The following is a 25,837-nucleotide window of genomic DNA, read 5'->3' as shown; positions in this document are numbered from 1 at the left end:
TCAATCCATCCTCATAATTGACACGGGCTGTAAATACCCCTTAACGTTTCGTTAATAACAAGGGACAAGCGGGGACAATGATTTCCTCACCAATGGCGAGAACGCTGCGCCTGTGCGCGCTGGCCGGACTTACTGTGGCGGCAGGTTGGGCCAGTTCGGCCTCGGCGGCCGGCCCGATGATAACAGGTGGCCCGACCTCGCAGCCGATCGGCCATTATGATTTCTGCAAGAGCTACGCGTCCGAATGCTCGATTCGCCCGAAGGATCTGTCGCCCGCCAGCCTGACCGGCTCGCTGTGGCGCAAGCTGCTCAGCGTCACGGCAAAGGTCAACGCCGCCGTCAAGCCGGAGAGCGACTTCGACATCTACGGCAAGGATGAGGTCTGGGCCTACCCCGACAAGGGCGTTGGCGATTGCGAGGACTATGTCCTGGAAAAACGCCGTGAGCTGAACCGGCTGGGCGTCTCGTTTGCCGATCTGCTGATGACCGTCGTGCGCAAGCCGGATGGCGAAGGCCACGCGGTGCTGACGGTGCGCACCGACAAGGGCGACTACATCCTTGACAATCTGACCGACCAGGTCCGTCCCTGGGACCAGACCGGCTATCGTTTCCTCAAGCGGCAGGCGATCGACAATACCGGCCGCTGGGTCTCCATCCGCGGCGGCCAGCAGGTTCTGGTCGGCTCGGTCCAGTAACAAGGCAGCTCATTTCGGCCGTGCCAGCCCGGCGCGGATCGACGCAATGATTTGACGAAGCTCGGCTTCGTCGAGCTTTTCAATGTTGTCGGCCAGGAGATTGGCAAGCTCGGTCGCCGCCGGGCTAAGGCCCGACGTGTCGAGCTTGACGCGCGGATGCGAGGTTTCGGCCAGCCGCGCCAGTTCCTCGGCGTCGTCCCAAATGATGTTGAAATAGCCGATGATCTTCTGGATCAGCGTCCAGCTCGGCGCACCGCGGCGGCCGTGTTCCAGCGCCGAGAGATAGGCTGCGCTGACGCCGATCGCCTTGGCCATGTCCTTCTGGCTGACGCCGCGCTCGTTTCGCAGCACGCGAAGCTTTTCGCCGAACGGGGTCACCAGCGCACCTTCATGGGTGCATCCTCATAGGTGCGTCCCTCATCGGCATGTCCTCATGAGCGCGCCCGCCGCAAGCGGACATAGAGCGCACCCGAGCCGCCATGTTTGCGGGCGGCATGATCGTGGCTGGAGACGAGGGGCCGGAAAGCGGGTGTCGACAGCCATGACGGCACGGCGCGCCGCAAGACGCCATCACCGCCCGACGAAGAGCCCTTGCCGGTGATCACCAGGACGTAGCGGATGCCGCCGGCATGCGCCCGGCACAGGAAGGAAAACAGCAGCGAATAGGCTTCGTCCTGGGTCAGGCCATGCAGGTCGACGCGGCCCTCGATCGGCAGCCGGCCGTTCGACAGCTTGTCCAGCGTCGGTTCGTCGAGCGCGTGGGAGACATGCTGCGCCTTCGGCTTTGCGGCCGCGGCAGGATTGCCCGCGCCCTGTGCCGGCGGCGGCGCCTGCCTGGTCTCGTCGATCTCCGGCCCAACGTGTGGAATTTCGACGGCGGTTCTACCCTTCAGCGGTTTTGCCGTGCGCGCCACCAGGTTCCACAGCACCCGGTCGTCCTCGCTCAGCCTGTCGATGCGCCGGGTCATCGGCCTGCTCCTGAAACCAGCGACCGGGGGATCAGCGCATAAAAATCGGCGGCGTTGCGGATAACGCCGGCGATCTCGCCCGCCGCTTCGCCCGACCCGGCAAACAAATCACCGCGGGCCGGGCCGGTGATCGCCGAGCCGGTGTCCTGCGCGATCATCAGCCGCCGGAACGGTTTTCCGTCGAAGACGGTCAGCGATGGCGCATCGATATGGAAGGGTGTGCCGAACGTGTGCAGCAGCCGGTCGACGGCGATCGAGCGGCCGGGTGTCAGCGGCACCTTGGCGGCAGCAATCGGGCCGAGCTCCCGGTCATCGACGCCCGTTTCGCGGAAGAAGATATAGGAGCGGTTGCGCCACAGGGTCTCGTCGACCCGCTCCGGATGCGCCTTGAACCAGGCACGGATCGACTGCATCGTCACCTTCTCCGGCGGGATCTCGCCTTCCTCGCTCAGGATCTTGCCCGGTCCGGTAAAGCGCTGGCCGGATTTGGCGGCATAGGTGATGCGGCGAAGCCTGCCATCGGTCATGTTGAGCCGTGCCGCGCCCTGCACGTGAATGAAGAAGGCGTCGACCTTGTCGGCGAGCCAGGCGATTTCCAGCCCTTTTCCGGCAAGCGCGCCGCGTTCGATCTCGCCGCGGTCGAAATATTCGACCGGGCCATTCGCCGCCGCACGAGCGAAGGCGAGATAAGGATCCAAGCCGGAAGGACGATTGCCGTCGTCGATGTCGACCAGGTCGGCCGGGCGCGCCAGCAACGGCACCGAAAATCGTTCCGTGCGCACCGGCGAGGCTTCGACCTGCGGCTCATAAAAGCCGGTTACCAGGCCCGGACCACCATCTTCGGCATCGATACGGGCCGGAACGAAATGGCGCTCGAAAAAGCTTCGTGCCTGCAACCGATTCGGCGACGAAACGGTACGCGCTTCGGCATAGGCATCGGCAAAGCCATTGTAGTCGACGCCGAGCGCGCCGGAGCGGTAGGGTTTGGTCAGGATATGAAAGGCCGAGCGGCGAAAGGCGTCAAAGGCAGGGAGATGGTCGTCCTCACCCCAGCCCGGCAATTCGCCAAAGGATTTTTCGCGGAAGGCTCGAGAAAGCGACACGACAGCCTCCGCCGCCGTCCAGTTCACTCTTCTTCTTCGGTGGCGACGAGCTTCCAGTTCGGATCGCGCGAGCGCGTGTCGCGGGCGAAGGTCCAGACGTCCTTGACCTCGGCGACGGTCTCGGGATCGCCGTCGATGACAGCGCCGGCCTTGTCGCGGGTCGCCGAAATCAGCTCGCTGACGATGCGCAGCGTGATGTGGGCCTCGCTTCCCTTCATCTCGGCCGAAACGATGTCGGCCTTGTCGATGCCGACGAAGGAGGACTGGATCTTTTCGGCTTTCGCCTCACGGTCGCCGATGGCCGCGACGAAGCCGTCATAGACCTCGCGCGACAAAAGGTTCTTCAAGGTTTTGCGGTCGCCATCGGCGTAGGCCATGACGATCATCTCATAAGCCATCTTTGCGCCGTCGACGAAGGTCTTCGGGTCGAACGTCGGATCATTGTCCTTGATCGCCCGCAGGCCCCGGTTGAGATCGGTGTCGGGCTTGGCAAAGGCATCGATCGCCGCATAGGTGTCGGCCGCCGGTTCTCCTGTCAGGCGCTTGCGCGGCAGCGAAACCACGTTCTCGGGTTTCTGGGCGGCATCCTTGTCGTTTTTGCGCGCTGCCGTATATGGATCGAAGGGCGGGCGCTCGTTGCCCGTGCGTCGGCCAAGCACGTTGCGCAGCTGGAAGAAGATCACCACCGCCGCAATCAGAAAGAAAATCGTGCCGAAGTCGAAGAAGCCCATATCTTGCGCCGATCAATCCCTGCTTTGGCCGGACCAGCGGCCAAGCACGGGCCGCGATCACATAGCGTTCGGTATCCAAAGCATATAGAACGCATGGCGCAATCATTCAAATCAAAGGCAGCCATACCTATCTAACAGCTCTGGTGCCAGCGGCGATTGCTCGCCGGCCGGCAAAACATCGAAACGATCGGTCAAGATTTGCGTATCTCGCTGTTTCCCCTGTTCATTCTCGCGCTTCCGCTGCTGGAGATAGCCGGTTTCGTCATTGTCGGCCGCCAGATCGGCGCGCTGGCGACGGTCGGGCTGGTGCTGGCCTCGAGCGTCGCCGGCGCCTTGCTCCTTCGACACCAGGGTTTTGGCGTCATGGTCAGGGTACGTGCCGAAATGGACGCCGGGCGTGATCCGAGCGGCCAGCTTGCGCATGGCGCCATGATCGTGCTGGCCGCGATCCTTTTGATCATCCCCGGCTTCATCTCGGATATTTTCGGCATTCTGCTGTTCCTGCCGCCAGTGCGCGATCTTGCCTGGCGGATGCTGAAAGGCCGCATCGTGCTTGCCACCGATCTCAGCAGTGGTTTGCGGGCAAGGCAACGCGGCAAGGTCATCGATCTCGACGACGGCGACTATTCGCGTGCCGACGACCATACGCGCGGACCGGATTCTCCCTGGCGCCGCCTCAAGGACGAGTAGCCGCAAGGCAACCAGCGTCTTTTGCAAACTTGTCTTGTCGGGCCGGCCATGATAGCGAACGCCCGAATTTCAATCCGGTCAGCAACGCTGCCCAGGCAAAAGGACCACAGCTTATGGCCAGCAACGACGACGCGCCGACCGGCGCAGCCAACGGTAATGGAAATGCGGCGCAGCCTTCGCTCAACGTGCTTGCGCAATATGTGAAGGACCTGTCCTTCGAAAGCCCCGGTGCACCGAACTCGTTGCGCGGTCGCGACAAGGCTCCCGGCATCGCCATCAACGTCAACGTCAACGCCAACCCGCTTTCGGACAAGCAGTTCGACGTCAATTTGACGCTGAACGCAAAAGCGTCGTTCGACCAGGAAGTGCTGTTCAATGTCGAACTGGTCTATGGCGGCGTCTTCGCCATCAGCGGCTTCCCGCAGGAGCACATGCTGCCGATCCTGTTCATCGAATGCCCGCGGCTGCTGTTCCCGTTCGCGCGGCAGATCATTGCCGAGGCAACACGCAACGGCGGCTTCCCGCCGCTGATGCTGGACCCGATCGATTTCGCGCAGATGTTCCAGCAGAAGCTGGCAGAGGACCAGGCTGCCGCCAAGGTCAAGGTGAGCTGAGCGCGGCTGCTAGCGTTTGAAAACCCGGCCTCGCGCCGGGTTTTTTGTTTGAGACGTCGGCGGGACAGCGCCCCCCTCTGTCCTGTCAAAATCACTACGCCGCGGAACTCGCTTCCTGGGCGACGCGCAGCCAGAGCGCCTTTTCGCCCAATGTGCCAACCATGCCCGCGTGCGCGGTGCGCTCGGCGTCGGTCAGGCGCGACGGCAAGGCGATCGGCCTGACGCCGATCGAAATATCGATGTCTTCGACATTCTGCCTGCCGCCCGTCGGAGTCAGGATGCTGTCGAGGATAAGGCTTGCCTGCTTGCCACCGATGAGCTCGATATAGACCTCGGCCAGCAATTCCGAATCGAGCAGCGCGCCGTGCTTGGTGCGGCGGCCGTTGTCGATGCCATAGCGGCGGCAGAGCGCGTCGAGCGAATTGGGGCCCATCGGATGCTTGCGGCGCGCCAGCGCCAGCGTGTCGACGATCCGTCCCGGATCGATGGCCGGATGACCAAGCCGGCCGAATTCGAGATTGAGGAAGCCGATGTCGAAGCCGGCATTGTGCGCGACCAGTTTGGCGCCGTCGATGAAGGCCAGAAACTCCTCGGCGATCTCCATGAAAGTCGGCTTGCCGACTAGATCGGCGGCGCTGATGCCGTGCACGGCCTGCGCCTCGTGATGTATCTGGCGGCCTTGCGGGTTGATATATTTGTGGAAGGTTCGGCCGGTCGGGAAACGGTTGACCAACTCGACGCCGCCAAGCTCGATGACGCGGTCCTCGCGCGTGTCGAGGCCGGTGGTTTCCGTATCGAAGATGATCTCACGCATCGAATCAGTCCACTGGTGCCGGCATCATTCTAGCCGAATCACACCAGGAACAAAATGGCAACCACTAATGTGGGTCTGCAAGCCTCTTAACCAGGCCTGGCTGCCTTATCCACGACTAGTTCGGCGATGATGGCCTTGACGGCCGCGCGAGCGGCGTCAAAGCCCTGACCAGTGTCAATGACAAAGTCGGCGCGCCGGCGCTTTTCGGCGTCGGGAACCTGCCTGGCCAGGATCGACGCCAGTTTCTCCTCATTCATGCCCGGACGCGCCAGCACGCGGGCGCGCTGAACTTCAGGCGGCGCGGTGACGACCACGACCTTGTCGACGCGGTTCCCGCCGCCGGTCTCGAACAGCAGCGGTATATCGAGCACGGCAAGCGGCGCGCCGGCGGCACGATTTTCAGCCAGGAACGCATCGGCATCGGCACGGACCAGCGGATGGATGATCGCTTCCAGCCGTTGCAGCGCGGGGGCGTCGCCGAGCACCCGCTCCGCCAGTGCCGCGCGGTCGACCGCACCGGATCTGGTGGTGCCGGGAAAGGCCGCCTCGACCAAGGGCGCGGCCTTGCCGGCATAAAGGCGATGCACAGCCTCGTCGGAATCATGGACCGGCACGCCGGCTTCGGCAAACATCTTGGCCGTGGTCGACTTACCCATGCCGATCGATCCGGTGAGGCCGAGCACGATCATTTTATCGCGCCGATATCGGCAATAATTATTTGCCGCAGTTCGGCGGTGACTTGTGGCCTGATGCCGAACCAGCGTTCGAAGCCGGGCACCGCCTGGTGCAGCAGCATGCCGAGCCCATCGACGGTTCTCAGGCCGCGCGCTTTGGCGGTGGCAAGCAGCGGCGTCTCCAGCGGCACGTAGACGATGTCGGTGACGATGGCGCGGTCCGGCAGTCTGCCCGGATCCGCGGACAGGCCTTCATTGCCATGCATGCCGAGCGCCGTCGTGTTGACCAGCAGGCCGGCATCTTCGAGGAATTCGCCGGTCGCCGCCATGCCATGGGCGGAGACGCCGGTACCGAAGCGGTCGCGCAGTTCCTGCGCCCTCGCAAGCGTCCGGTTGACGATGCGGATATCGTTGATGCCGCACTGCTTCAGCGCATGGATGACCGCGCGAGCGGCGCCGCCGGCACCGAGCACCACGGCGGGGCCGTTGGTCGCCCAGCCCGGTGCATATTCGTCCAGATTGGCGGTAAAGCCATGGGCATCGGTGTTGCCGCCCCACAATTCGCCATTCTCGAACCACAGCGTATTGACCGCACCGATCTGTTCGGCGTCGGCGTCACGCCGCTCGGCCAAAGCGAAGGCGGCTTCCTTGTGCGGGATGGTGACGTTGCCGCCGCGATAGCCTTGTGCCTCCAGCGTCTGCAGAAATTCGGCAAAGGCCTCCGGTGCAACGTCAATAGCCTCGTAGACGCCGTCGATGCCGTATTTCGTCAGCCAGTGGCCGTGGATCTTCGGAGACCTGGAATGGGCGATCGGGTGGCCGGTGACGAAGGCTTTTTTCGAGGCCTCAGCCATCGATCGCCCCGAACTCACGCAGCTTGGCCAGCACTGGCAAGAGTGGCAGGCCGACAATGGTAAAATAGTCGCCTTCGATTTTTTCGAATAGCTGGATGCCTTCGCCTTCGATCTGGTAGGCGCCGACGCTGGACAACGCCTTGGCGCCGACGCGCGCCAGATGGCGGCCGATGAAGGCCGGATCGAGCTTGCGCATGGTCAGACTGGCGATGCCGACATGCCGCCACAGAACCTGGCCGTCACGGGCGAGCACGACGGCGCTGTTGAGATGATGCGTCTTGCCCGACAGCGCCACCAGATGACGGCGCGCTCCTTCCATGTCGGCCGGCTTGTGGAACAACTCGTCGCCGAGCGACAGCGTCTGGTCGCAGCCGAGCACCAGGGCGCCGGGCCTGCGCTCGCTGACTTCGGTGGCCTTGGCTTCGGCGAGCACCAGGGCGACGTCCTCCGGCGACACGCCACTATTCTGCAGCGGCGCCTCCAGCGCGCGCTCATCGACAGAAGCCGGAACCGCTTCGACAGTGATGCCTGCATTGACGAGCAGCGCCTTGCGGAACTGGCTGCCTGAGGCAAGGATGATTTTTTCGGTCATTTTTTTCGCCCGTTTCCTGGCGCTCACTAGGGTGTGTCGGGATTCAGGTCAGGCCGAGCAGAGAATGGTGGGTTCCGAGAACCGGAACGGAGCGGACATTTGGGTCCGTGAGTACCGGAAGCGCAGGAAACCGCCGTTCGCAGGCCGGCATCACCTGAATATCGACATGCCCTACCGCGTCTTGCCGCGCAGGGCAACGATGGCCGCCGCCGTCTCCTCGATCGAACGGCGGCTGACGTCGATCATCGGCCAGCCATGCCGCGTGCATATCTGGCGGGCATAGGCGAGCTCTTCGGCGATCGCGGCACGGTCGACATAGTCGGTCGGTTCGTAGGCGCTGGTGCCGAGAATGCGGTTCTGCCGGACCTGCGAGATCCGTTCGGCGGTGGCGACCAAGCCGACGATCAGCGGCCGCGTGGCATTGACCAGGCTTTCGGGCACCGGCACGCCGAGCACGATCGGGATGTTGGCGGTCTTGATGCCGCGATTGGCGAGATAGATGCTGGTCGGCGTCTTCGAGGTGCGGGAGATGCCGACGAGCACGATGTCGGCATCATCCATATTGGCCGGCAGCTGGCCATCGTCATGCTCCATGGTGAAGTTGAGCGCGTCGATGCGGCGGAAATATTCGGCGTCCAGCACATGCTGGGCACCGACGCGTCGGCCGGCAGGCGTGCCGAGATAGGACTGGAACACCGTCAGCACCGGTTCCAGCACCGAGACGCAGGGCAGGCCCATGGCCGCGCAGCGTTCGTCAATGCCGCGGGCAAGCTTCTGGTCGACCACCGTGTAGAGGATGATGCCTGGCTCCTCTTCGATGTCCTCGAACACCTTCGTCACCTGCTTTTCGGTGCGAATGAGCGGATAGATATGTTCGATGGCGCGCGCATCCTTGTATTGCGCGGAAGCCGCGCGGCCGGCAGCCAGCAGCGTTTCGCCGGTCGCGTCGGAAATCAGGTGGAGATGAAAGAAGCTTTGCGGTTTGTTCACAGGATACATTCCAGGCTGTGGGCCGATGTGGATAAGCCGGGCGGAAAACTCGGCCACCGCAAAGCGACTGTATCAGATGCCGGTTTGTCCACAATTCGATGTGCTGTCGGCTTCTCCGGGCGATTGGGGACAAGTCCGGGGACGGAGCTTTTTGCCTTCGCTTCATCCACAGGGGCAATTTCCCTGGCGTGGCGGCAACGCATTGACTCCAGTCGTAAATTCGCGGTTTTCCACAAAGTCCTGCAATCCCGCTGGAGAAGCGCGCGACAATATGCTGGCTGGTCTTTTCCAGAGCAAAGCGGGACAGGAGACAACCACCACAACCAACAGACTCTTAGAATCATAAGATTCCTAAACATAGAATATTTAATTATAGGGAAGCCTGGAAAGGCTAGCGCTCAATGCCTCAAGACCGGATCGTGCTGGACGTGTTGAGAGGCAAGACGGTGTTTCCGCCACCGGTCTGGATGATGCGCCAGGCCGGCCGCTATCTGCCGGAATACCGGGAGACGAGGAGGCGGGCCGGATCCTTCCTCGATCTTTGTTACGACCCGGATCTCGCCGTCGAAGTGACGCTGCAGCCGATCGAACGCTTCGGCTTCGATGCATCGATCCTGTTTTCCGACATCCTTGTCGTGCCGCATGCGCTCGGCCGCGACGTGCGCTTCGAGGAAGGACGCGGCCCGCTGCTGACGCCGATCACGGCTGTGGAGATCGAGGCTCTCGACGGCGAAACGTTTCACGTGAATCTCGAGCCGGTCTACGAGACGGTGCGGCGATTGCGCGCCAGACTGCCCGATGAAACGACGCTGATCGGCTTCTGCGGTGCGCCCTGGACAGTGGCGACCTACATGATTGCCGGCCACGGTACGCCCGACCAGGCCCCGGCCAGGCTGTTCGCCTATCGCGAGCCGGCGGCCTTTCTTCGGCTGCTGAAGGTGCTCGCCGATCATTCGGCTGCCTATCTGATCCGCCAGATCGAAGCCGGCGCCGATGTCGTGCAGATCTTCGATTCGTGGTCAGGCGTGCTCGACGAAGCGTCTTTCGAATTGTTCTGCGTCGAGCCGGTGGCCGAGATCGTCCGGCAAGTGAAGGCTGTCCATCCCAACGTTCCGATCATCGGCTTTCCCAAGGGCGCGGGAGATCACTATCGAAGCTATCGCCAGAAGACCGGCGTGACCGGGCTGGGCCTCGACTGGACCGTGCCCTTGTCGACGGCGAAGGAATTGCAGCGCGACGGCGCCGTGCAGGGCAATCTCGATCCGCTGAGGCTTGTAGCCGGCGGCAAGGCGCTTGCCGACGGCGTAGCGGCGATCCTGAAGGCGCTGGGCGACGGACCACTGATCTTCAACCTCGGCCACGGCATCACGCCGGAGACGCCGCTGGCGCATGTCGAGCAGATGATGAAACTGGTGCGGAGCGCATCGTGACGATGATGGGCGCAGACAATGCGAACAGCACCAACAGCGGTCGAGGGGCGATGCGCCGCGCGGCAATTGCGATCGCCATCTTCCTGGTGCTGGCTGGGCTGCTGTTTTTCTTCGGGCCCGATGATTTCTATCCCTGGGCGAAGGCGATCCATGTGATTGCCGTCATCTCCTGGATGGCGGGCATGCTCTATCTGCCGCGCTTGCTGGTCTATCATGCCGATGCCGAAAAAGGCTCCGTCCAGTCGGAGACTTTCAAGGTGATGGAGCGCCGCCTGCTGCGCGGCATCATCAATCCGGCAATGGTGATTACCTGGGCATTCGGCCTGTGGCTCGCCTGGAAAGGCTTTGGTTTTCAGGGCGGCTGGCTGCATGCCAAGATCGCTGCGGTGGTTGGTCTGTCGGCCGTGCATGGCTATCTCGCCGGCGCCGTCCGCAAATTTGCCGAAGACCGCAATGAAAAATCGGCAAGGCACTGGCGGATCGTCAATGAGATCCCTACATTGCTGATGATCGTCATCGTCGTCCTGGTTATCGTAAAACCGTTCTGACGTCCTCGGTTGCCCGCAAAAGGCGGCTTGCTCTTTCAACCGACCGACGATAAAAGACGGGTCTTCCTTCCCGTCATGCGCCGCCCATTTATCGCTTCGGCCGCGCCCGGCATTTGTCGCATCCCGCCGATATTTTTCCCAAAGCTTACTCAGAGTCCGTCTAATGATGCAAGAAATGAAGCTCACAGAGTTCAAGAACAAGAAACCACCAGAGCTGATCGCTTATGCGGAATCGCTCGAGGTCGAGAACGCCAGCGTCATGCGCAAGCAGGAGCTGATGTTCGCAATCCTGAAGAGACTGGCGACCCAGGATATCGAGATCATCGGCGACGGCGTCGTCGAAGTGCTGCAGGACGGTTTTGGCTTCCTGCGCTCCGCCAATGCCAACTACCTGCCAGGCCCCGACGATATCTACATTTCACCATCGCAGATCCGGCGGTTCTCACTGAAGACCGGCGATACGGTCGAAGGGCCGATCCGCAGCCCGAAAGAGGGCGAGCGCTATTTTGCGCTACTCAAGGTCAACACGATCAATTTCGACGACCCTGAAAAAATCCGCCACAAGATCCATTTCGACAATCTGACGCCGCTTTATCCGACCTCGCGGCTGAAGATGGAGATGGAGGTTCCGACCTCCAAGGATATTTCGGCGCGCGTCATCGACCTGGTGGCGCCGCTCGGCAAGGGCCAGCGCGCCCTGATCGTGGCGCAGCCGCGCACCGGCAAGACGGTGCTGTTGCAGAACATCGCCCATTCGATCACTACCAACCACCCGGAATGCTACCTGATCGTGCTTCTGATCGACGAGCGGCCGGAGGAAGTCACCGACATGCAGCGCTCGGTGAAGGGGGAGGTCGTCTCCTCGACCTTCGACGAGCCGGCGGTTCGCCACGTCCAGGTTGCCGAAATGGTCATCGAGAAGGCCAAGCGCCTCGTCGAGCACGGCCGCGACGTCGTCATCCTGCTGGATTCGATCACCCGCCTCGGCCGCGCCTACAACACCGTCGTGCCGTCATCCGGCAAGGTGCTGACCGGCGGTGTCGACGCCAACGCGCTGCAACGGCCGAAGCGCTTCTTCGGTGCTGCCCGCAATATCGAGGAAGGCGGTTCGCTGACCATCATCGCCACCGCGCTGATCGACACCGGCAGCCGCATGGACGAAGTCATCTTCGAAGAGTTCAAGGGCACCGGCAATTCGGAAATCGTGCTCGACCGCAAGGTGGCGGACAAGCGCATATACCCGGCCATGGACATCCTCAAGTCCGGCACCCGCAAGGAGGACCTTCTGGTTCCGCGCCAGGACCTGCAGAAGATCTTCGTGCTGCGCCGCATCCTAGCGCCGATGGGAACAACCGACGCCATCGAGTTCCTGATCGACAAGCTCAAGCAGACCAAGACCAATGCGGATTTCTTCGATTCGATGAACACGTAGGGTTGCGGGCCTTCCCTTCTCCCTTGTGGGAGAAGGTTGCCGAGCGAAGCTCGGTCGGATGAGGGTGCTCCAGCTTGGCATCGCCTCATTTCTTCCAACACCCCTCAACCGTCTCGGCGCTTAGCGCCGATCCACCTTCTCCCACAAGGGAGAAGGGACGGAGCGTCAGGTCCATCACCGCCGCAGCATCCGTTCCAGCTCCTCAGCTTCCGTTATCACTGGCAGGCAGACCTGGCCGGTGCAGAGCCAGGCGCCGGGCTTTTCGGTTGGTGGCAGGACGCCGCCTGGCAGCGTCGGCAGGTTTGTCGCAGAGCCGACAGGCACGACGATGTCCACCCGGCGCGGGTCCGGATTTCGATTCGCAACCGGAACAAGCCTTGAATTCTCAGATCTATCCACGATCACCAATTTCAACGGCTCGAACGCCAAGGTACAGGCATTGACTATACCCGCCTGGCCATAGGGCTGGTGCTCGGCCCGCCCGGCGGCATGCTCGGCGACTGTCCAGGCTTTTTCCCAGAGATCGAGATCGCCCGAAAGCGACGACAATCGGACCAGGGCTTCGATGATCTGGCCGGTAGCGGAAGGAATGGCTTCGTCGACATCGCCGCGGATGCGGATCGGCACATCCGCGCTGTCGGACGCGGTCAGATAGTAGCCGGTCTTGTCGCTGTCCCGGTGCCAAAGATCGAGTTGCTCAATGAAGTTCCCGGCGCGATCGATATAGTCGGGATTGCCGGTCGCCTCGAACAGCGAGATGGCGGCGTTGGCCATGGCGGCATAGTCGCTCGACAGAGCCGGAAACAACTTCTTTGCGCCGAGCATCGAATGCGGCAGGCGGCCGTCACGTGAGGCAGCCGCAATGGCGGCAATGGCGGCAAAGGCCGCTTCCGCCGCTTCGATCCAGTCGGATCGGCCAAGCGATCGTCCGGCCTCGGCAAGGGCTGCGATCGTCAAGCCGTTCCAGTCGGTCAGGGCCTTGCCGTCACGCCCGGGCCGAACGCGCTGTTCCCTCGCTGCCAGCAGCCTTTGCTTGGGCGGAACCAAAAGGTCACGATCGACGACGCTTTGTATCTGCTGGGCTTCGGTTTGGTGGATGATCGGCTTGCCTTCCCAGCCATGCGGGTCGGCAAGTGTGAAGTATTTGAAAAACAAGGCTGATTCGTAGCCAAGGGCGGTCTCGATTTCATCCCTGCTCCAGGTGTAGAACAACCCCTCCTTGCCCTCGCTATCGGCATCGAGGCTGGCAGCAAAGGCACCGCCCTCGACCCGCATTTCGCGCAACAGCCAGGCAATCGTGTCTTCGATTCGCAGCCGGAACAATTCCTTGCCGGTTGACGCATAGGCCCAATTGCACAAGCGGATGAGCTGGGCATTGTCATAGAGCATTTTTTCGAAATGCGGCACCAGCCATCCGGCGTCGGTCGAGTAGCGGCTGAGTCCGCCGCCAATATGGTCGTAGATGCCGCCGGCCAGCATCTTTTCGAGGCTGAGGAGAACGGCGTCGCGGTGGGATGCGGTGCCATCGCGCAGCCAGGACAGCCAGAGGCTCTGCATGAAGGGCGCGTTGGGGAATTTCGGCGCGCCGCGCAGGCCGCCCAGCTCGCGGTCGATCATGCCGTCAATGCCGTTGGCGAACTTTGCCAGCATGCCGCTGTCGAGCACGGCCTTGGCACGGCTGCCCGCCAGCCGCGTCTCGACATGCGTGCTCAAGCCGTCGGCACTTTGGTTAACGCTTTCTTTCTTCTCCCGCCAAGCCTTGTCGACCGCCTCGAGCACCTGGACGAAGCCCGGCCGGCCGTAGCGGGCCTCGCGCGGAAAGTAAGTGCCGCCCCAGAACGGCTTGCCGTCCGGCGTCAGGAACATGGTCAGCGGCCAGCCGCCTTGCTCGCCCATCGAGGACAATGCCGCCATATAGATCTGGTCGATGTCGGGCCGCTCCTCGCGGTCGACCTTGATATTGACGAAGAGACGGTTCATGACGGCGGCGACGTCGTCGTTCTCGAAGCTCTCATGCGCCATGACGTGGCACCAATGGCACGCGGCGTAGCCGACAGAGAGCAGGATCGGACGCTCGAGCGCCTTTGCTTCGGCCAGAGCGGCGGGCGACCACGGCCGCCAGTGCACCGGATTGCCGCTGTGCTGCTGCAGATAGGGGCTGGCCTCTTCGGCAAGCAGGTTTTGTGCAGGCAATGTCACGGCGCTACTCGATAGCGGATTGAACAGGCATAGCTAGGGCGCTTCGGCAGAGCGGGCAAATGATTTTGAAAGACTCCATCGTAGCGCTGTCGAGCGGGCGCCTGCCGGCCGGCATTGCGGTGATCCGGATTTCCGGGCCGCAGAGTCGATTCGTTGTCGAAACGATTTCCGGATCGACCGTGCCGAACCGCGTGGCCACCTATCGCAAGCTCCGGGCGCCGGACGGATCGGTGCTGGACAGCGGCCTGGTTGTCTTCTTTGCCGGGCCCGACAGTTTCACCGGCGAGGACGTCGCCGAGTTCCACGTGCATGGCGGCCGCGCCGTCGTGGCGAGGATGCTGGAAACCATCGCCTCCTTCGACGGCGTCAGGCATGCCGAGCCTGGCGAATTCACCCGCCGCGCCTTTCTCAACGGCAAGCTCGATCTGGTCGAGGCCGAGGCGCTGGCCGATCTCATCAACGCCGAAACCGAAGCGCAGCGGCGCTTTGCCGTTCGCAACGCTCAGGGCGTGCAGAGCGAACTCTATCTGGGCTGGCGCCGACGGCTGATCCACGCCCGGGCGATGATCGAGGCCGAGATTGATTTTGCCGACGAGGACGACGTGCCGGGTTCGGTCGCCGATACGGTCTGGTCCGATGTTCAGGCCATGATCGACGAAATCGAGCGTCATGTCGCCGGCTTTCGTGCCGCCGAAATCATCCGCGACGGGTTCGAAGTCGTCATCCTTGGCGCGCCGAATGCCGGCAAATCCAGCCTGTTCAACGCCTTGGCGCGGCGCGAAGCGGCCATCGTCACCGACGAGCCCGGCACGACCCGCGACCTGCTCGAGGTGGTACTGGACCTGGAAGGGGTGCGGGTCAGGGTAACCGACACCGCCGGTCTGCGCGAGGCGCCCGGCAAGATCGAGGCGATCGGCATAGAGAAGGCCAGGACCAAGGCGCACAGCGCTGATCTGCTGTTGCTGCTGGAGGATCTGGCGGAGCCAATCGCGATCGGTGTGGTGCCGAGCGGCATTCCGGCGCTGAGGGTCGGAACAAAAATTGACCTGTTGGGAGGCAAGTCACCCTCGCCCACGGCGCACTTTGATTTCGCCATCTCGACGCGGGACGGCACGGATCTGGCCGAATTGCTGGACGAGGTCGGGCGTCGTGCCGCAGCCCAGATCGGCAAGGCCGGCGATATCCTGCCGTCGCGGCAGCGGCACGTCGAGCTGCTCAATGAGACGAAACGCTTCCTGCTCGCAGCAGTGGCCAGTGGTGATCGCGGCCGGGAACTGCAGGCCGAGGAGCTGCGCCTGGCGGCGGATCGGCTCGGACGAATCGTCGGGTCGGTCGATGTCGAAGACATGCTCGATGTGATTTTTTCGCAGTTTTGTATTGGGAAATGACTCACGTGAAACATAGGGGAAGGAGCACCGGCGGTGATTCACGTGAAACACGGCCCAGGAATAGGGGGACTGTTTCACGTGAAACGATCTCGCTCGTAGCGTCTCCCCTTCTCCCCTTGTGGGAGAAGATGGCCGAGCGAAGCTCGGTCGGATGAGGGGTGTTCCAGCTTGGCATCACCTGCACTCCGTCCAGCACCCCTCAACCGTCTTGGCGCTGCGCGCCAATCCACCTTCTCCCACAAGGGGAGAAGGAAAAGGGGCGGCGCCAGGCGATCTCTGTCTGCATTGTCGGGGGCTGTCATGCGTCTGAAGGCCCTGCGTCCTTGACAGCGCGTGCCTCCAGGGACATGTGTCGGTCCACTTGAATTCGGGATTCTGAAATGACCAATCGCTACGATGTGGTGGTGGTGGGTGGCGGCCATGCTGGGTGCGAGGCGGCTAGTGCGGCCGCGCGGGCTGGCGCCAGGACGGCGCTGGTGACGCTGCGCTTCGACACGATCGGCGTGATGTCCTGCAATCCGGCGATCGGCGGCCTCGGCAAGGGCCATCTGGTTCGTGAGATCGACGCCATGGACGGGCTGATGGGCCGCGTTGCCGATGCGGCCGGCATCCAGTTCCGTTTGCTCAACCGCCGCAAAGGACCGGCGGTGCGCGGGCCACGGACGCAGGCCGACAGAAAACTCTATCGGCTCGCCATGCAGGCGGCGATTCGCGAACAGGCTGGCCTCGACGTGGTCGAGGGCGAGGTCCTGGATTTCGAAATCAACGACGGGGAAATCGACGACGGACGCATCGCGGCGGTGCTGCTGGCGGATGGAAGCAGGTTCGCCTGCGGCGCCGTGGTGCTGACGACCGGCACTTTCTTGCGCGGGCTGATCCATATCGGCGAGAAGAAGATCGTCGCCGGCCGCATGAACGAGCAGGCGAGCGTCGGCCTGTCGGCGACGATGAGCCGCGCCGGCTTCAAGCTCGGGCGGCTGAAGACCGGCACGCCGCCGCGGCTGGACGGCAGGACGATCGATTGGGCGTCGCTGGAGAGCCAGGCGGCGGACGAGGACCCCGTGCCGTTCTCGCTGCTCACCGCGCGCATCGAAAATCCGCAGATCCATTGCGGCATTACCCGAACGACCAATGCAACGCACGAGCTGATTCGCGCCAATCTCGGCCGCTCGGCCATGTATTCGGGGTCGATCGAAGGCGTCGGGCCGCGCTATTGCCCGTCGATCGAAGACAAGATCGTCAAATTCGGCGATCGTGACGGCCACCAGATCTTTCTGGAGCCGGAAGGGCTGGACGACGACACGGTCTACCCGAACGGCATTTCGACCTCGCTGCCCGAGGACGTACAACTCGACATCCTGAAGACCATTCGGGGGCTGGAGCGGGCAACCATGCTGCAGCCGGGCTATGCCATCGAGTATGACCATGTCGATCCACGCGAGCTCAAGCCAACGCTGGAAACCAGGCGGATCGCCGGCCTTTTCCTCGCCGGCCAGATCAACGGCACCACCGGCTACGAGGAGGCCGGCGCGCAAGGGCTGCTTGCCGGCTTGAATGCAGCGCGCAAGGCGTCGGCGAGCGAGGAAATCGTGCTCAGCCGCACCGAAGCCTATATCGGCGTGATGGTCGACGATTTGACCAGCCGCGGCATCGCCGAACCGTACCGCATGTTCACCTCGCGGGCCGAGTTCCGGCTATCGCTGCGAGCCGACAACGCCGATGAGCGGCTGACGCCACTGGCGATAAGGCTGGGGATTGCCTCGCCGGAGCGGATGCAGCGGTTCAACAATGTCGTGCAAGACCTTGAGAAGGCGCGACACCTCGCCCTCGGCACCACCATGACCCCCAATGAGGCAGCGCGCCATGGGCTCGAAATCAACCGGGACGGCGTCCGTCGCTCGGCCTATGAGTTGCTGGCCTATCCGGGCGTCGACATCGCCTGGCTGGCGCGCATCGAACCGGCTTTCGCGGCGATCGACAGCAAAACGGCCGAACGTCTTGAAACGGAAGCTAAATATTCTGTCTATCTCGACCGCCAGCGGGCTGACGTCTCGCAGATCAGGCATGAAGAGAGCCGGCTGATTCCCGAATCGCTCGACTTTGCCTCTGTTCCCGGCCTGTCCAATGAATTGAAGCAGAAGATGCTGGCACGCCAGCCGCGCTCCATTGCCGATGCGCAGCGTATGGAAGGCATGACGCCGGCGGCGCTGGCGATTATCGTCGCCCATGTGCGCAATGCCGAGGCGGCTGCGCGAAAGCAGGTCGCGTGAGCGCTGCGTCCTGGGCAAACCTGCAAGAGGCAGCAGGCCCGGTTTCACGTGAAACATTCGATCGCCTGGTCGCGTTCGAGGCCGTCTTCCAGAAATGGAACCGCCGGATCAATCTGGCCGCGCAATCGACGCAGGACGATGTCTGGCGCCGCCACATCCTCGACAGCGCGCAGCTGGCGCGAATCAAACCAGAGGCGAAGCGCTGGGTCGATCTGGGCTCCGGCGGCGGGTTTCCCGGCCTCGTGCTGGCATTTTTGCTTGCCGAGCGGGAAGGCGCCGGCATCGATCTTGTTGAAAGCAACCGGAAAAAAGCATCGTTCCTGCAAACGGTGGTCGGACAGTTCAATCTGCCCGCCACGGTCATCGCGCGCCGCATCGACGATAGCTATCCGCTTGTTCCTGCACCGCAAATCGTCACAGCCAGGGCACTCGCATCGCTGCCTGACTTGCTCGACCTGGCGGCGCCGTGGCTAACCAAGGGGTCGCATGGCCTGTTTCACAAAGGCCGGGATTACCGCGCCGAAGTGGCAGAAAGCGCTCAACGATGGTCTTTCGATCTGGTAGAACATGCCAGTGCAACCGACGCGCAGGGCGTCATTCTCGAAGTATCCGACTTGCGACCGCACCCTGGCTTGTGACCGGCGACCCCCAATGAATCTCTGGCCCAAATGAATTTCTGGCATAGACCCATGATGAAGAACGGCCCCCGAATCATCACCGTCGCCAACCAGAAGGGCGGCGTCGGCAAGACGACGACGGCCATCAATCTGGCCACCGCACTGGCGGCCATAGGCGAACAGGTGCTGATCGTCGACCTCGACCCGCAGGGCAACGCCAGCACCGGGCTCGGCATTGACCGGCGCGACCGCATGGTCTCCTCCTATGATGTGCTGACCGGCGAACTGGACCTCGAAGCGGCGGCAATCCCGACGGCGGTGCCTGGCCTGTCGATCGTGCCGTCGACGCTCGACCTGCTCGGCATCGAGATGGAAATCGCCTCGGCGCCGGATCGGGTGCTGCGGCTGCGCAACGCGCTGCGGGCTTCGGCCGCGCGCTCGGCCAATTTCGGCTATGTGCTGATCGATTGCCCGCCCTCGCTCAACCTGCTGACACTGAATTCGATGGCTGCGGCAGATTCGGTGCTGGTGCCGCTGCAGTGCGAGTTTTTCGCGCTGGAGGGCCTGAGCCAGCTTTTGGAGACGGTCGAGCAGGTGCGCCGTTCGATCAACCCCGACCTGACGATCCAGGGCATCGTGCTAACCATGTTTGACGGGCGCAACAATCTCGCCAACCAGGTGGTGCAGGATGTGCGGGCGCATATGGGCGACAAGGTCTATGAAACCGTCATCCCGCGCAATGTCCGCGTTTCCGAGGCGCCGTCCTACGGCAAGCCGGCGATTCTCTACGACCTCAAATGTTCGGGCAGCCAGGCCTATCTGCAGCTTGCTTCGGAAGTCATCCGCCGCGAGCGCAAATTGCGTGCCGCCTAGCAGTAACCAACAAGCGATTCGATACCGAAACGATCTGGACGGACGATGAACGAAGACCCTTCGAGGAAAAGACTGGGACGGGGACTGGCGGCCCTGATCGGCGAAATCGATCGCCCGGCGGCACCGGAAAAGCCCGGGTTGGCGGCCGACGGCAAGGTGCCGATCGAGTTCCTCAGCCCTAACCCGAAAAACCCGCGCCGGCATTTTGGCGACGCCGACCTGACCGACCTCGCCCAGTCCATCCGCGAACATGGCGTGGTGCAGCCGGTGGTGGCGCGGCCGTCGAAAACCCAGCCGGGCCGCTATGAGATCATCGCCGGCGAGCGACGCTGGCGTGCGGCGCAACGCGCCGGGCTGACCGAAATCCCGATTATCGTGCGCGACGTCAACGATCGCACGGCGCTCGAACTGGCGATCATCGAAAACGTCCAGCGCACCGACCTCAACCCGGTCGAGGAGGCGCTCGGCTACCAGCAGCTGATCGACGACCATGGCTATACCCAGGCCGATCTCGGCCAGGTGATCGGCAAGAGCCGCAGCCATGTCGCCAACACGTTGAGACTGCTCAAGCTGCCCGACGTCATCCGCGACATGCTGGTCGACGGGGCGCTCTCTGCCGGCCACGCCCGTACCCTGGTGACGGCCAACGACCCGGCCGGGCTTGCCAAGCGGATCATCGATGAGGGGCTTTCGGTGCGCCAGGCCGAGGCCTTGGCGCAGCTGCCGGTCGGCGCGCCGTCGGCAAAACGCCAGCCCGCCGCACCGCCGCAAAAGGATGCCGACACGCTGGCGCTGGAGCGGCTGATGACCAGCACGATCGGCATGATTGTCACGATCGAGCACAACCAGCGCGGCGGCGTGATCAGCGTCGCCTACCGGACGCTGGAGCAGCTCGACGAGCTTTGCCGAAGGCTGAAGCGGGAGTAGGTAGGTTGCTAAAATTAGCCGGCAAATAAGATTTTTGCTGCCGTGCGGTGATTGGCGAAATCGTCGAAGTAGTTAATCTCCCCCCTTGAGGGGGAGATGGCCGGCAGGCCAGAAGGGGTCGTCAAATTTCAAGCGCCCACCTCCTCTGTCGTCGCGGAAGGGGCTGGTGTTCTACGCGCTGTGACCCTCTGTCGCCTTTGGCGACATCTCCCCCTCAAGGGGGGAGATCAGGTGCGCTGCGCCAGCCTGGCGCTCTCCACGGCAATGCCGAGCAGGGCCTGGCGTGCCAGCGCGACCGACAGATCCGGCCGCCGGCGTGTCTGCAGAACCGCCGTCTGCAGGCGGTTGAGGGCGCGGCCGAGCGCCTCGCTGCTCCAGCGTTCGAGGGCTTTCTCGACCAGCTTGCGCCTGGAGAAAAACACCGGCGGGCGCGCCGCGGCTACGACCGAAGCGGCATTGCGGCCCCCGGCGTCCATCAGGCCGCGCATCGCCTGAATCGCCTGCAACTGCCGCATCGCCGATGAAAGTACCAGAAAGGGCTGGCCGCCGGACTGGCAATGGCGGGTGAAGGCGGTGTCGAAGTCGGCGATCCTGCCTTCGAGCAGGGCGTCGACCGCCGCGTCGAAGGAGAGGCCCGAGACATCGCCAGACGTCGCCTTGACGTCGTCGAGGCCGATTTCGGCCTGGCCATGCGCGTAAAGCACCAGCTTTTCGATCTCGCCGCGCGAGGCCAGCCGGTCGCCGCCGAGATTGCGGCGCAGCGCCTGCCGCGCCTCCAGTGTCATCGACATGCCGGCCTTGCGCAGTTCGTCGTCGATGACCGTATCGATATCCCTGGCCTCATCGGCATAGCAAGGCAATGCCATGGCATTATCCGCCGCCTCCACCACGGCGCGCAGGCCGACGCCCTTCTTCAAGTCGCCGGCCTCGATGAGGATGATGGCGTCCCGCGCGGGCTCCGACGTCAGCGCCTTGACGTCATCGGCAAGCGCCTTCTGAGCGCCGGCGTTGCGCACCCATAGCAGGCGCCGCTCCGAAAACATCGGCACGGTGCGCGCCTCGTCGAGCAGACGGCCCTCGTCGCGATCGACTTCCGATCCGTCCAGCCTGACGACCGAGAACGGATCGTCGAGCGGCAGGCCGGTCTTGCCGGCAAAGGCCTTTGCCCGCTCGGCAACCAGCCCGCGATCGGGACCGTAAAGCAGCACGATCGAGACGCGCGGATCCGGCTTCGCGAGCCATGCATCGACCTCGTATGCTTTCTTTTGTGCCATGGGCGCTGATTAGCATGACGCGGGCGCGGGGTGAACGGCGCCGCCCTCCTTTCCTTCTCCCCTTGTGGGAGAAGGTGGATTGGCGCGCAGCGCCAAGACGGATGAGGGGTGCTGGACGGAGTGCCGTCCTTGCCAAGCTGGAACACCCCTCATCCGACCGAGCTTCGCTCGGCCACCTTCTCCCACAAGGGGAGAAGGAGGTGCTCGCGCCGCCCAACCCGACGCATGCCTTATCTGGCGGGAAACCCGGCGCAATCATCTCCCAAATTGCGCGCCGGCGCGCAAGATCGACAAGAAATTTCGCCGACATATCTCCATCCTGTCGGCCGCGGGCAGCAGCCAGCGGCAGCGAAGCCTCGCCCGACGAATTGGCACTGGTCTGGCGGTGTGCAAATATCCTGGCCGGGCAACAGTGGAGGACCGAGATCATGGCCGATGCCGGAATGCTGCGCTTCCATGTTCCGGAACCGGAAGTGCGGCCGGGCGGGACGCCGGATTTCTCTAATGTGAGCATTCCAAAAGCTGGCTCGGTGCCGCGCCCGAAGATCGACGTCGACCCGCGCGACATCCGCGATCTGGCCTTCTCGATCATTCGCGTGCTCAACCGCGCCGGCGAGGCGGTCGGGCCGTGGGCAGGGCTGCTTTCGGACGACGAGTTGCTGGAGGGGCTGCGCCATATGATGACGCTGCGCAGCTTCGATGCGCGCATGCAGATGGCGCAGCGCCAGGGCAAGACCTCTTTCTACATGCAGCATCTCGGCGAAGAGGCAGTGAGTTGCGCCTTCCGCAAGGCGCTGTCGCGGGGCGACATGAATTTTCCGACCTATCGGCAGGCCGGCCTGCTCATCGCCGACGGCTACCCGATGGTCACGATGATGAACCAGATCTATTCGAACGAGGCCGATCCGCTGAAAGGGCGGCAATTGCCGATCATGTATTCATCGAAGGAGCACGGCTTCTTCTCTATCTCCGGCAATCTGGCGACGCAGTACATCCAGGCGGTCGGCTGGGCGATGGCCTCGGCAATCAGCAACGATTCAAAGATCGCCGCCGCGTGGATCGGCGACGGTTCGACCGCCGAGTCCGACTTCCATTCGGCGCTGGTGTTCGCCTCGACCTACAAGGCGCCGGTCGTGCTCAACGTCGTCAACAACCAGTGGGCGATCTCGACCTTCCAGGGCATCGCCCGCGGCGGCTCCGGTACTTTTGCCGCCCGTGGGCTCGGCTTCGGTATTCCGTCGCTGCGCGTCGACGGCAACGACTATCTCGCCGTCCATGCGGTGGCCAAATGGGCGGCGGAACGGGCGCGCAGCAATCTCGGGCCGACGCTGGTCGAATACGTCACTTACCGCGTCGGCGCCCATTCGAGCTCCGACGACCCGTCGGCCTACCGGCCGAAGGCCGAGTCCGATGCCTGGCCGCTCGGTGACCCGATCGTCAGGCTGAAGAACCATCTCATCCAGCGCGGCGTCTGGTCGGACGAGCGCCACGCCCAGGCCGAGGCGGAAATCCTCGACACGGTGATTTCGGCGCAGCGGGAGGCCGAGCGCCACGGCACGCTGCATGCCGGCGGCAAGCCCTCGGCGCGCGACATGTTCGAGGGCGTCTATGCCGAGATGCCGCCGCATCTCAGGCGCCAGCGCCAACAGGCAGGGGTCTGACCATGCCGCGGCGGACCATGATCGAGGCGATCCGCGACGCCATGGACGTGTCGATGGCACGCGACAGCCAAGTCATCGTGTTCGGCGAGGATGTCGGCTTCTTCGGCGGCGTCTTCCGCTGCACGCAAGGCCTGCAGGCGAAATACGGCAAGGGCCGCTGCTTCGATGCGCCGATCAGCGAATCCGGCATTGTCGGCGCGGCCATCGGCATGGCCGCCTACGGGCTGAAGCCTTGCGTCGAGGTGCAGTTTGCCGACTATGTATATCCGGCCTATGACCAGATTGTCTCGGAAGCGGCGCGGCTGCGCTACCGGTCGAACGGCGATTTCACCTGCCCGATCGTCGTGAGAATGCCGACCGGCGGCGGCATTTTCGGCGGCCAGACCCACAGCCAGAGCCCGGAGGCGCTGTTCACCCACGTCTCCGGCTTGAAAGTCGTGGTGCCCTCGAATCCGTATGACGCCAAAGGCCTTTTGATCGCGGCGATCGAGGATCCGGACCCGGTGATCTTCCTGGAGCCGAAGCGGCTCTACAACGGCCCCTTCGACGGTCATCACGAGCGGCCGGTAACGCCATGGTCGAAACATGAGCTCGGCGAGGTTGCCGACGGCCATTACACGGTGCCGCTCGGCAAGGCGGTGATCCGACGGCCGGGTGCGGCGGTCACCGTGCTTGCCTACGGCACGATGGTCTATGTCGCCCAGGCGGCAGCCGAGGAGACCGGGATCGATGCCGAGATCATCGATCTGAGGACACTGCTGCCGCTCGACCTCGAGACGATCGTCGCCTCGGTCAACAAGACCGGGCGCTGCGTGGTCGTGCACGAGGCGACGCTGACATCGGGGTTCGGTGCCGAACTTTCGGCGCTGGTCCAGGAGAACTGCTTCTACCATCTGGAAGCGCCGGTGGCGCGGGTCACCGGCTGGGACACGCCCTATCCTCATGCGCAGGAGTGGGACTATTTTCCCGGTCCTGCCCGGCTAGGCCGCGCGCTGATCGAAACGATGGAAGCCTGAGGGGGGACGATGGGCGAATATGTCATCAAGCTGCCCGATGTCGGCGAAGGCGTCGCCGAGGCCGAGCTCGTCGAATGGCAGGTCAAGGTCGGCGATCTCGTGCGCGAGGACGCCGTGCTTGCCGCTGTCATGACCGACAAGGCGACGGTCGAAATTCCGTCGCCCGTCGATGGCGAGATCGTCTGGTTGGGCGCCGAGATCGGCGACACGGTGGCGATCGGCTCGCCGATTGTCAGGTTGAAGGTGGCCGGCGAGGGAAATGTGAACGCAGGCGCGAAATCGGCGGAGGGTGAGGTGGCACCTACCCCCACCCCTAGCCCCTCCCCACAAGGGGGAGGGGGACGAGCTTCGGCCGCCAAAGCCGAAGCCAGGTCCAGCTCGCCCTTGGTCGGGCATGTGCCAAGAACCGAGGGCGCACGAACGGCGGATACGGAGTCCCCCTCCCCCTTGTGGGGAGGGTTTAGGGGTGGGGGTACTGCGCCGGCTTTCGGGGGTATAGTGCCGGTCGGTGCGCCGCGCCCCGAGGGCGAAAAGCCACTGGCCTCGCCGGCCGTCCGCTTGAGGGCGAAAGAGGCCGGCATCGACCTTCGGCAGGTCCCGGGAACCGGCGCGGCCGGGCGCATCCGGCACGAGGATATCGAGGCTTTCCTGGCGCGCGGACCCCGGCTCGCCAAGGTTTCCGGCCTTGCCCGCAACGAGGCGGTCGAGGACATCAAGATAGTCGGACTCAGGCGAAAGATCGCCGAGAAGATGACGCTGGCCAAGTCGCGCATCCCGCATATCACCTATGTCGAGGAGATCGACGTCACCGCGCTCGAGGATTTGCGCGCCGCGCTCAACAAGGAGAAGCGGCCGGGCGCGGACAGGCCGAAGCTGACGCTGCTGCCGTTCTTGATGCGGGCGATGGTCAAGGCAATCGCCGACCAGCCCAATGTCAACGCACTGTTCGACGACGAAGCCGGCATCGTCCACCAGCATGGCGGCGTCCATATCGGCATCGCCGCGCAGACGGCTTCCGGGCTGATGGTGCCGGTGGTCAAGCACGCCGAGGCGCGCGACATCTGGGACTGTGCAGCCGAGGTTGTCAGGCTGGCCGAGGCGGCAAAATCCGGCACGGCGACGCGCGACGAACTCTCGGGATCGACCATCACCATCACTTCGCTGGGCGCCATGGGCGGCGTGGCGACGACGCCGGTGATCAATCATCCGGAAGTGGCGATCGTCGGCGTCAACAAGATGATGGTGCGGCCGGTATGGGACGGCAGTCAGTTCATCCCGCGCAAGATGATGAACCTGTCCTCCAGCTTCGACCACCGCGTCATCGACGGCTGGGACGCGGCGGTGTTTATCCAGCGGATAAAGACGCTGCTGGAAACGCCGGCGCTGATTTTTGTGGACTGAGGAGATGAGAACGGTCGCAAAGGCCCCCTCGCCCGGCAGCATGGGGCGCCGGGACGCTGGCTCCCCCTTCTCCCCT

General features: G+C 63.5%; 25 protein-coding genes. 14 read left to right on the top strand and 11 right to left on the bottom strand.

Features of this window, described 5'->3' with window-relative positions:
• Nucleotides 1-77: 77 nt before the first annotated feature.
• Nucleotides 78-695 (top strand): transglutaminase-like cysteine peptidase, encoded by a 618-nt coding sequence (locus NKH78_RS05025; protein ID WP_352476804.1) that lies wholly within the window; start codon nt 78-80, stop codon nt 693-695.
• Nucleotides 696-704: 9 nt separating this feature from the next.
• Here NKH78_RS05025 and NKH78_RS05020 read toward each other — a convergent pair whose 3' ends face one another.
• The 4 genes from NKH78_RS05020 to NKH78_RS05005 are packed head-to-tail and all read right to left on the bottom strand — an operon-like array spanning nt 705 to nt 3,497.
• Nucleotides 705-1,073 carry a helix-turn-helix domain-containing protein gene (locus NKH78_RS05020; protein WP_352882167.1) on the bottom strand — a complete coding sequence of 123 codons (369 nt, stop codon included), beginning with the start codon at nt 1,071-1,073 and terminating at the stop codon, nt 705-707.
• 53 nt (nt 1,074-1,126) lie between these two features.
• Nucleotides 1,127-1,663 carry a Smr/MutS family protein gene (locus NKH78_RS05015; protein ID WP_352882164.1) on the bottom strand — a complete coding sequence of 179 codons (537 nt, stop codon included), beginning with the start codon at nt 1,661-1,663 and terminating at the stop codon, nt 1,127-1,129.
• A complete protein-coding gene (gene mltA, locus NKH78_RS05010; RefSeq protein WP_352882161.1) occupies nt 1,660-2,766 on the bottom strand; it encodes a murein transglycosylase A in 1,107 nt (368 codons plus the stop codon). The genes NKH78_RS05015 and mltA overlap by 4 nt, the downstream gene beginning before the upstream one ends.
• A gap of 23 nt (nt 2,767-2,789) precedes the next feature.
• Nucleotides 2,790-3,497 (bottom strand): Tim44/TimA family putative adaptor protein, encoded by a 708-nt coding sequence (locus NKH78_RS05005; RefSeq protein WP_352476801.1) that lies wholly within the window; start codon nt 3,495-3,497, stop codon nt 2,790-2,792.
• 198 nt (nt 3,498-3,695) lie between these two features.
• Here NKH78_RS05005 and NKH78_RS05000 point away from each other — a divergent pair, with 198 nt between their 5' ends.
• A complete protein-coding gene (locus NKH78_RS05000; protein ID WP_352882157.1) occupies nt 3,696-4,187 on the top strand; it encodes an FxsA family protein in 492 nt (163 codons plus the stop codon).
• 113 nt (nt 4,188-4,300) lie between these two features.
• Nucleotides 4,301-4,801: a protein-export chaperone SecB gene (secB, locus tag NKH78_RS04995; protein ID WP_254817954.1), complete on the top strand. Its 501-nt coding sequence runs from the start codon at nt 4,301-4,303 to the stop codon at nt 4,799-4,801.
• 94 nt (nt 4,802-4,895) lie between these two features.
• On the opposite strand, the gene dnaQ is transcribed toward secB, so the two are convergent.
• The 5 genes from dnaQ to NKH78_RS04970 all read right to left on the bottom strand — a co-directional run bounded on the left by dnaQ (nt 4,896) and on the right by NKH78_RS04970 (nt 8,725).
• Nucleotides 4,896-5,615: a DNA polymerase III subunit epsilon gene (gene dnaQ, locus NKH78_RS04990; RefSeq protein WP_352802257.1), complete on the bottom strand. Its 720-nt coding sequence runs from the start codon at nt 5,613-5,615 to the stop codon at nt 4,896-4,898.
• 86 nt (nt 5,616-5,701) lie between these two features.
• The gene (gene coaE / locus NKH78_RS04985; protein ID WP_352882154.1) at nt 5,702-6,304 is read right to left on the bottom strand and encodes a dephospho-CoA kinase; all 603 of its coding nucleotides are present in this window, start codon (nt 6,302-6,304) and stop codon (nt 5,702-5,704) included.
• Nucleotides 6,301-7,143, bottom strand: a complete 843-nt coding sequence (locus NKH78_RS04980) for a shikimate dehydrogenase (RefSeq protein ID WP_352882151.1) — start codon at nt 7,141-7,143, stop codon at nt 6,301-6,303. The genes coaE and NKH78_RS04980 overlap by 4 nt, the downstream gene beginning before the upstream one ends.
• The gene (locus NKH78_RS04975) at nt 7,136-7,735 is read right to left on the bottom strand and encodes a Maf-like protein (RefSeq protein ID WP_352882148.1); all 600 of its coding nucleotides are present in this window, start codon (nt 7,733-7,735) and stop codon (nt 7,136-7,138) included. The genes NKH78_RS04980 and NKH78_RS04975 overlap by 8 nt, the downstream gene beginning before the upstream one ends.
• 171 nt (nt 7,736-7,906) lie before the next feature.
• Nucleotides 7,907-8,725 carry a pyruvate, water dikinase regulatory protein gene (locus tag NKH78_RS04970; RefSeq protein ID WP_254817949.1) on the bottom strand — a complete coding sequence of 273 codons (819 nt, stop codon included), beginning with the start codon at nt 8,723-8,725 and terminating at the stop codon, nt 7,907-7,909.
• Nucleotides 8,726-9,126: 401 nt separating this feature from the next.
• Between NKH78_RS04970 and hemE the strand changes: the two genes are divergently transcribed.
• From hemE to rho, 3 genes are all read left to right on the top strand, one after another.
• Nucleotides 9,127-10,155 carry a uroporphyrinogen decarboxylase gene (hemE, locus tag NKH78_RS04965; protein ID WP_352882145.1) on the top strand — a complete coding sequence of 343 codons (1,029 nt, stop codon included), beginning with the start codon at nt 9,127-9,129 and terminating at the stop codon, nt 10,153-10,155.
• 5 nt (nt 10,156-10,160) lie between these two features.
• Entirely contained in the window at nt 10,161-10,703 is a 543-nt protein-coding gene (hemJ, locus tag NKH78_RS04960; RefSeq protein ID WP_352882531.1) for a protoporphyrinogen oxidase HemJ, read from the top strand.
• A gap of 166 nt (nt 10,704-10,869) precedes the next feature.
• On the top strand, nt 10,870-12,135 hold the full coding sequence (gene rho, locus NKH78_RS04955; RefSeq protein ID WP_023675925.1) for a transcription termination factor Rho: 1,266 nt from the start codon (nt 10,870-10,872) through the stop codon (nt 12,133-12,135).
• 174 nt (nt 12,136-12,309) lie between these two features.
• Here the strand turns inward: rho and NKH78_RS04950 are convergent, their stop codons facing one another.
• On the bottom strand, nt 12,310-14,334 hold the full coding sequence (locus tag NKH78_RS04950) for a thioredoxin domain-containing protein (protein ID WP_352737879.1): 2,025 nt from the start codon (nt 14,332-14,334) through the stop codon (nt 12,310-12,312).
• Nucleotides 14,335-14,393: 59 nt separating this feature from the next.
• Here NKH78_RS04950 and mnmE point away from each other — a divergent pair, with 59 nt between their 5' ends.
• From mnmE to NKH78_RS04925, 5 genes are all read left to right on the top strand, one after another.
• Entirely contained in the window at nt 14,394-15,722 is a 1,329-nt protein-coding gene (mnmE, locus tag NKH78_RS04945) for a tRNA uridine-5-carboxymethylaminomethyl(34) synthesis GTPase MnmE (protein WP_352737880.1), read from the top strand.
• 380 nt (nt 15,723-16,102) lie between these two features.
• Nucleotides 16,103-17,992, top strand: a complete 1,890-nt coding sequence (mnmG, locus tag NKH78_RS04940) for a tRNA uridine-5-carboxymethylaminomethyl(34) synthesis enzyme MnmG (protein ID WP_352737881.1) — start codon at nt 16,103-16,105, stop codon at nt 17,990-17,992.
• Nucleotides 17,989-18,630 carry a 16S rRNA (guanine(527)-N(7))-methyltransferase RsmG gene (gene rsmG, locus NKH78_RS04935; protein ID WP_352737882.1) on the top strand — a complete coding sequence of 214 codons (642 nt, stop codon included), beginning with the start codon at nt 17,989-17,991 and terminating at the stop codon, nt 18,628-18,630. The genes mnmG and rsmG overlap by 4 nt, the downstream gene beginning before the upstream one ends.
• A 51-nt stretch (nt 18,631-18,681) precedes the next feature.
• Nucleotides 18,682-19,482: a ParA family protein gene (locus tag NKH78_RS04930; RefSeq protein ID WP_352737883.1), complete on the top strand. Its 801-nt coding sequence runs from the start codon at nt 18,682-18,684 to the stop codon at nt 19,480-19,482.
• Between the two features lie 45 nt (nt 19,483-19,527).
• A complete protein-coding gene (locus NKH78_RS04925; protein WP_352491256.1) occupies nt 19,528-20,409 on the top strand; it encodes a ParB/RepB/Spo0J family partition protein in 882 nt (293 codons plus the stop codon).
• A gap of 227 nt (nt 20,410-20,636) precedes the next feature.
• Here the strand turns inward: NKH78_RS04925 and holA are convergent, their stop codons facing one another.
• A complete protein-coding gene (gene holA, locus NKH78_RS04920; protein ID WP_352614672.1) occupies nt 20,637-21,683 on the bottom strand; it encodes a DNA polymerase III subunit delta in 1,047 nt (348 codons plus the stop codon).
• Between the two features lie 428 nt (nt 21,684-22,111).
• On the opposite strand from holA, the gene NKH78_RS04915 reads away from it, so the two are divergent.
• From NKH78_RS04915 to NKH78_RS04905, 3 genes are read left to right on the top strand one after another with little or no spacing between them, the layout of a single operon-like run.
• The gene (locus tag NKH78_RS04915) at nt 22,112-23,344 is read left to right on the top strand and encodes a 3-methyl-2-oxobutanoate dehydrogenase (2-methylpropanoyl-transferring) subunit alpha (protein ID WP_254817940.1); all 1,233 of its coding nucleotides are present in this window, start codon (nt 22,112-22,114) and stop codon (nt 23,342-23,344) included.
• Nucleotides 23,345-23,346: 2 nt separating this feature from the next.
• Entirely contained in the window at nt 23,347-24,360 is a 1,014-nt protein-coding gene (locus tag NKH78_RS04910) for an alpha-ketoacid dehydrogenase subunit beta (RefSeq protein WP_352737884.1), read from the top strand.
• 9 nt (nt 24,361-24,369) lie between these two features.
• Entirely contained in the window at nt 24,370-25,761 is a 1,392-nt protein-coding gene (locus NKH78_RS04905; protein WP_352737885.1) for a dihydrolipoamide acetyltransferase family protein, read from the top strand.
• Nucleotides 25,762-25,837 lie beyond the last annotated feature (76 nt).

It is taken from the genome of Mesorhizobium sp. M0910 (assembly GCF_040319465.1).
In the GTDB taxonomy this organism is placed as follows: Bacteria; Pseudomonadota; Alphaproteobacteria; order Rhizobiales; family Rhizobiaceae; genus Mesorhizobium.
The sequence above is the reverse complement of the archived record's forward strand: the minus strand, read 5'-3'. Positions and strand labels throughout refer to the sequence as shown.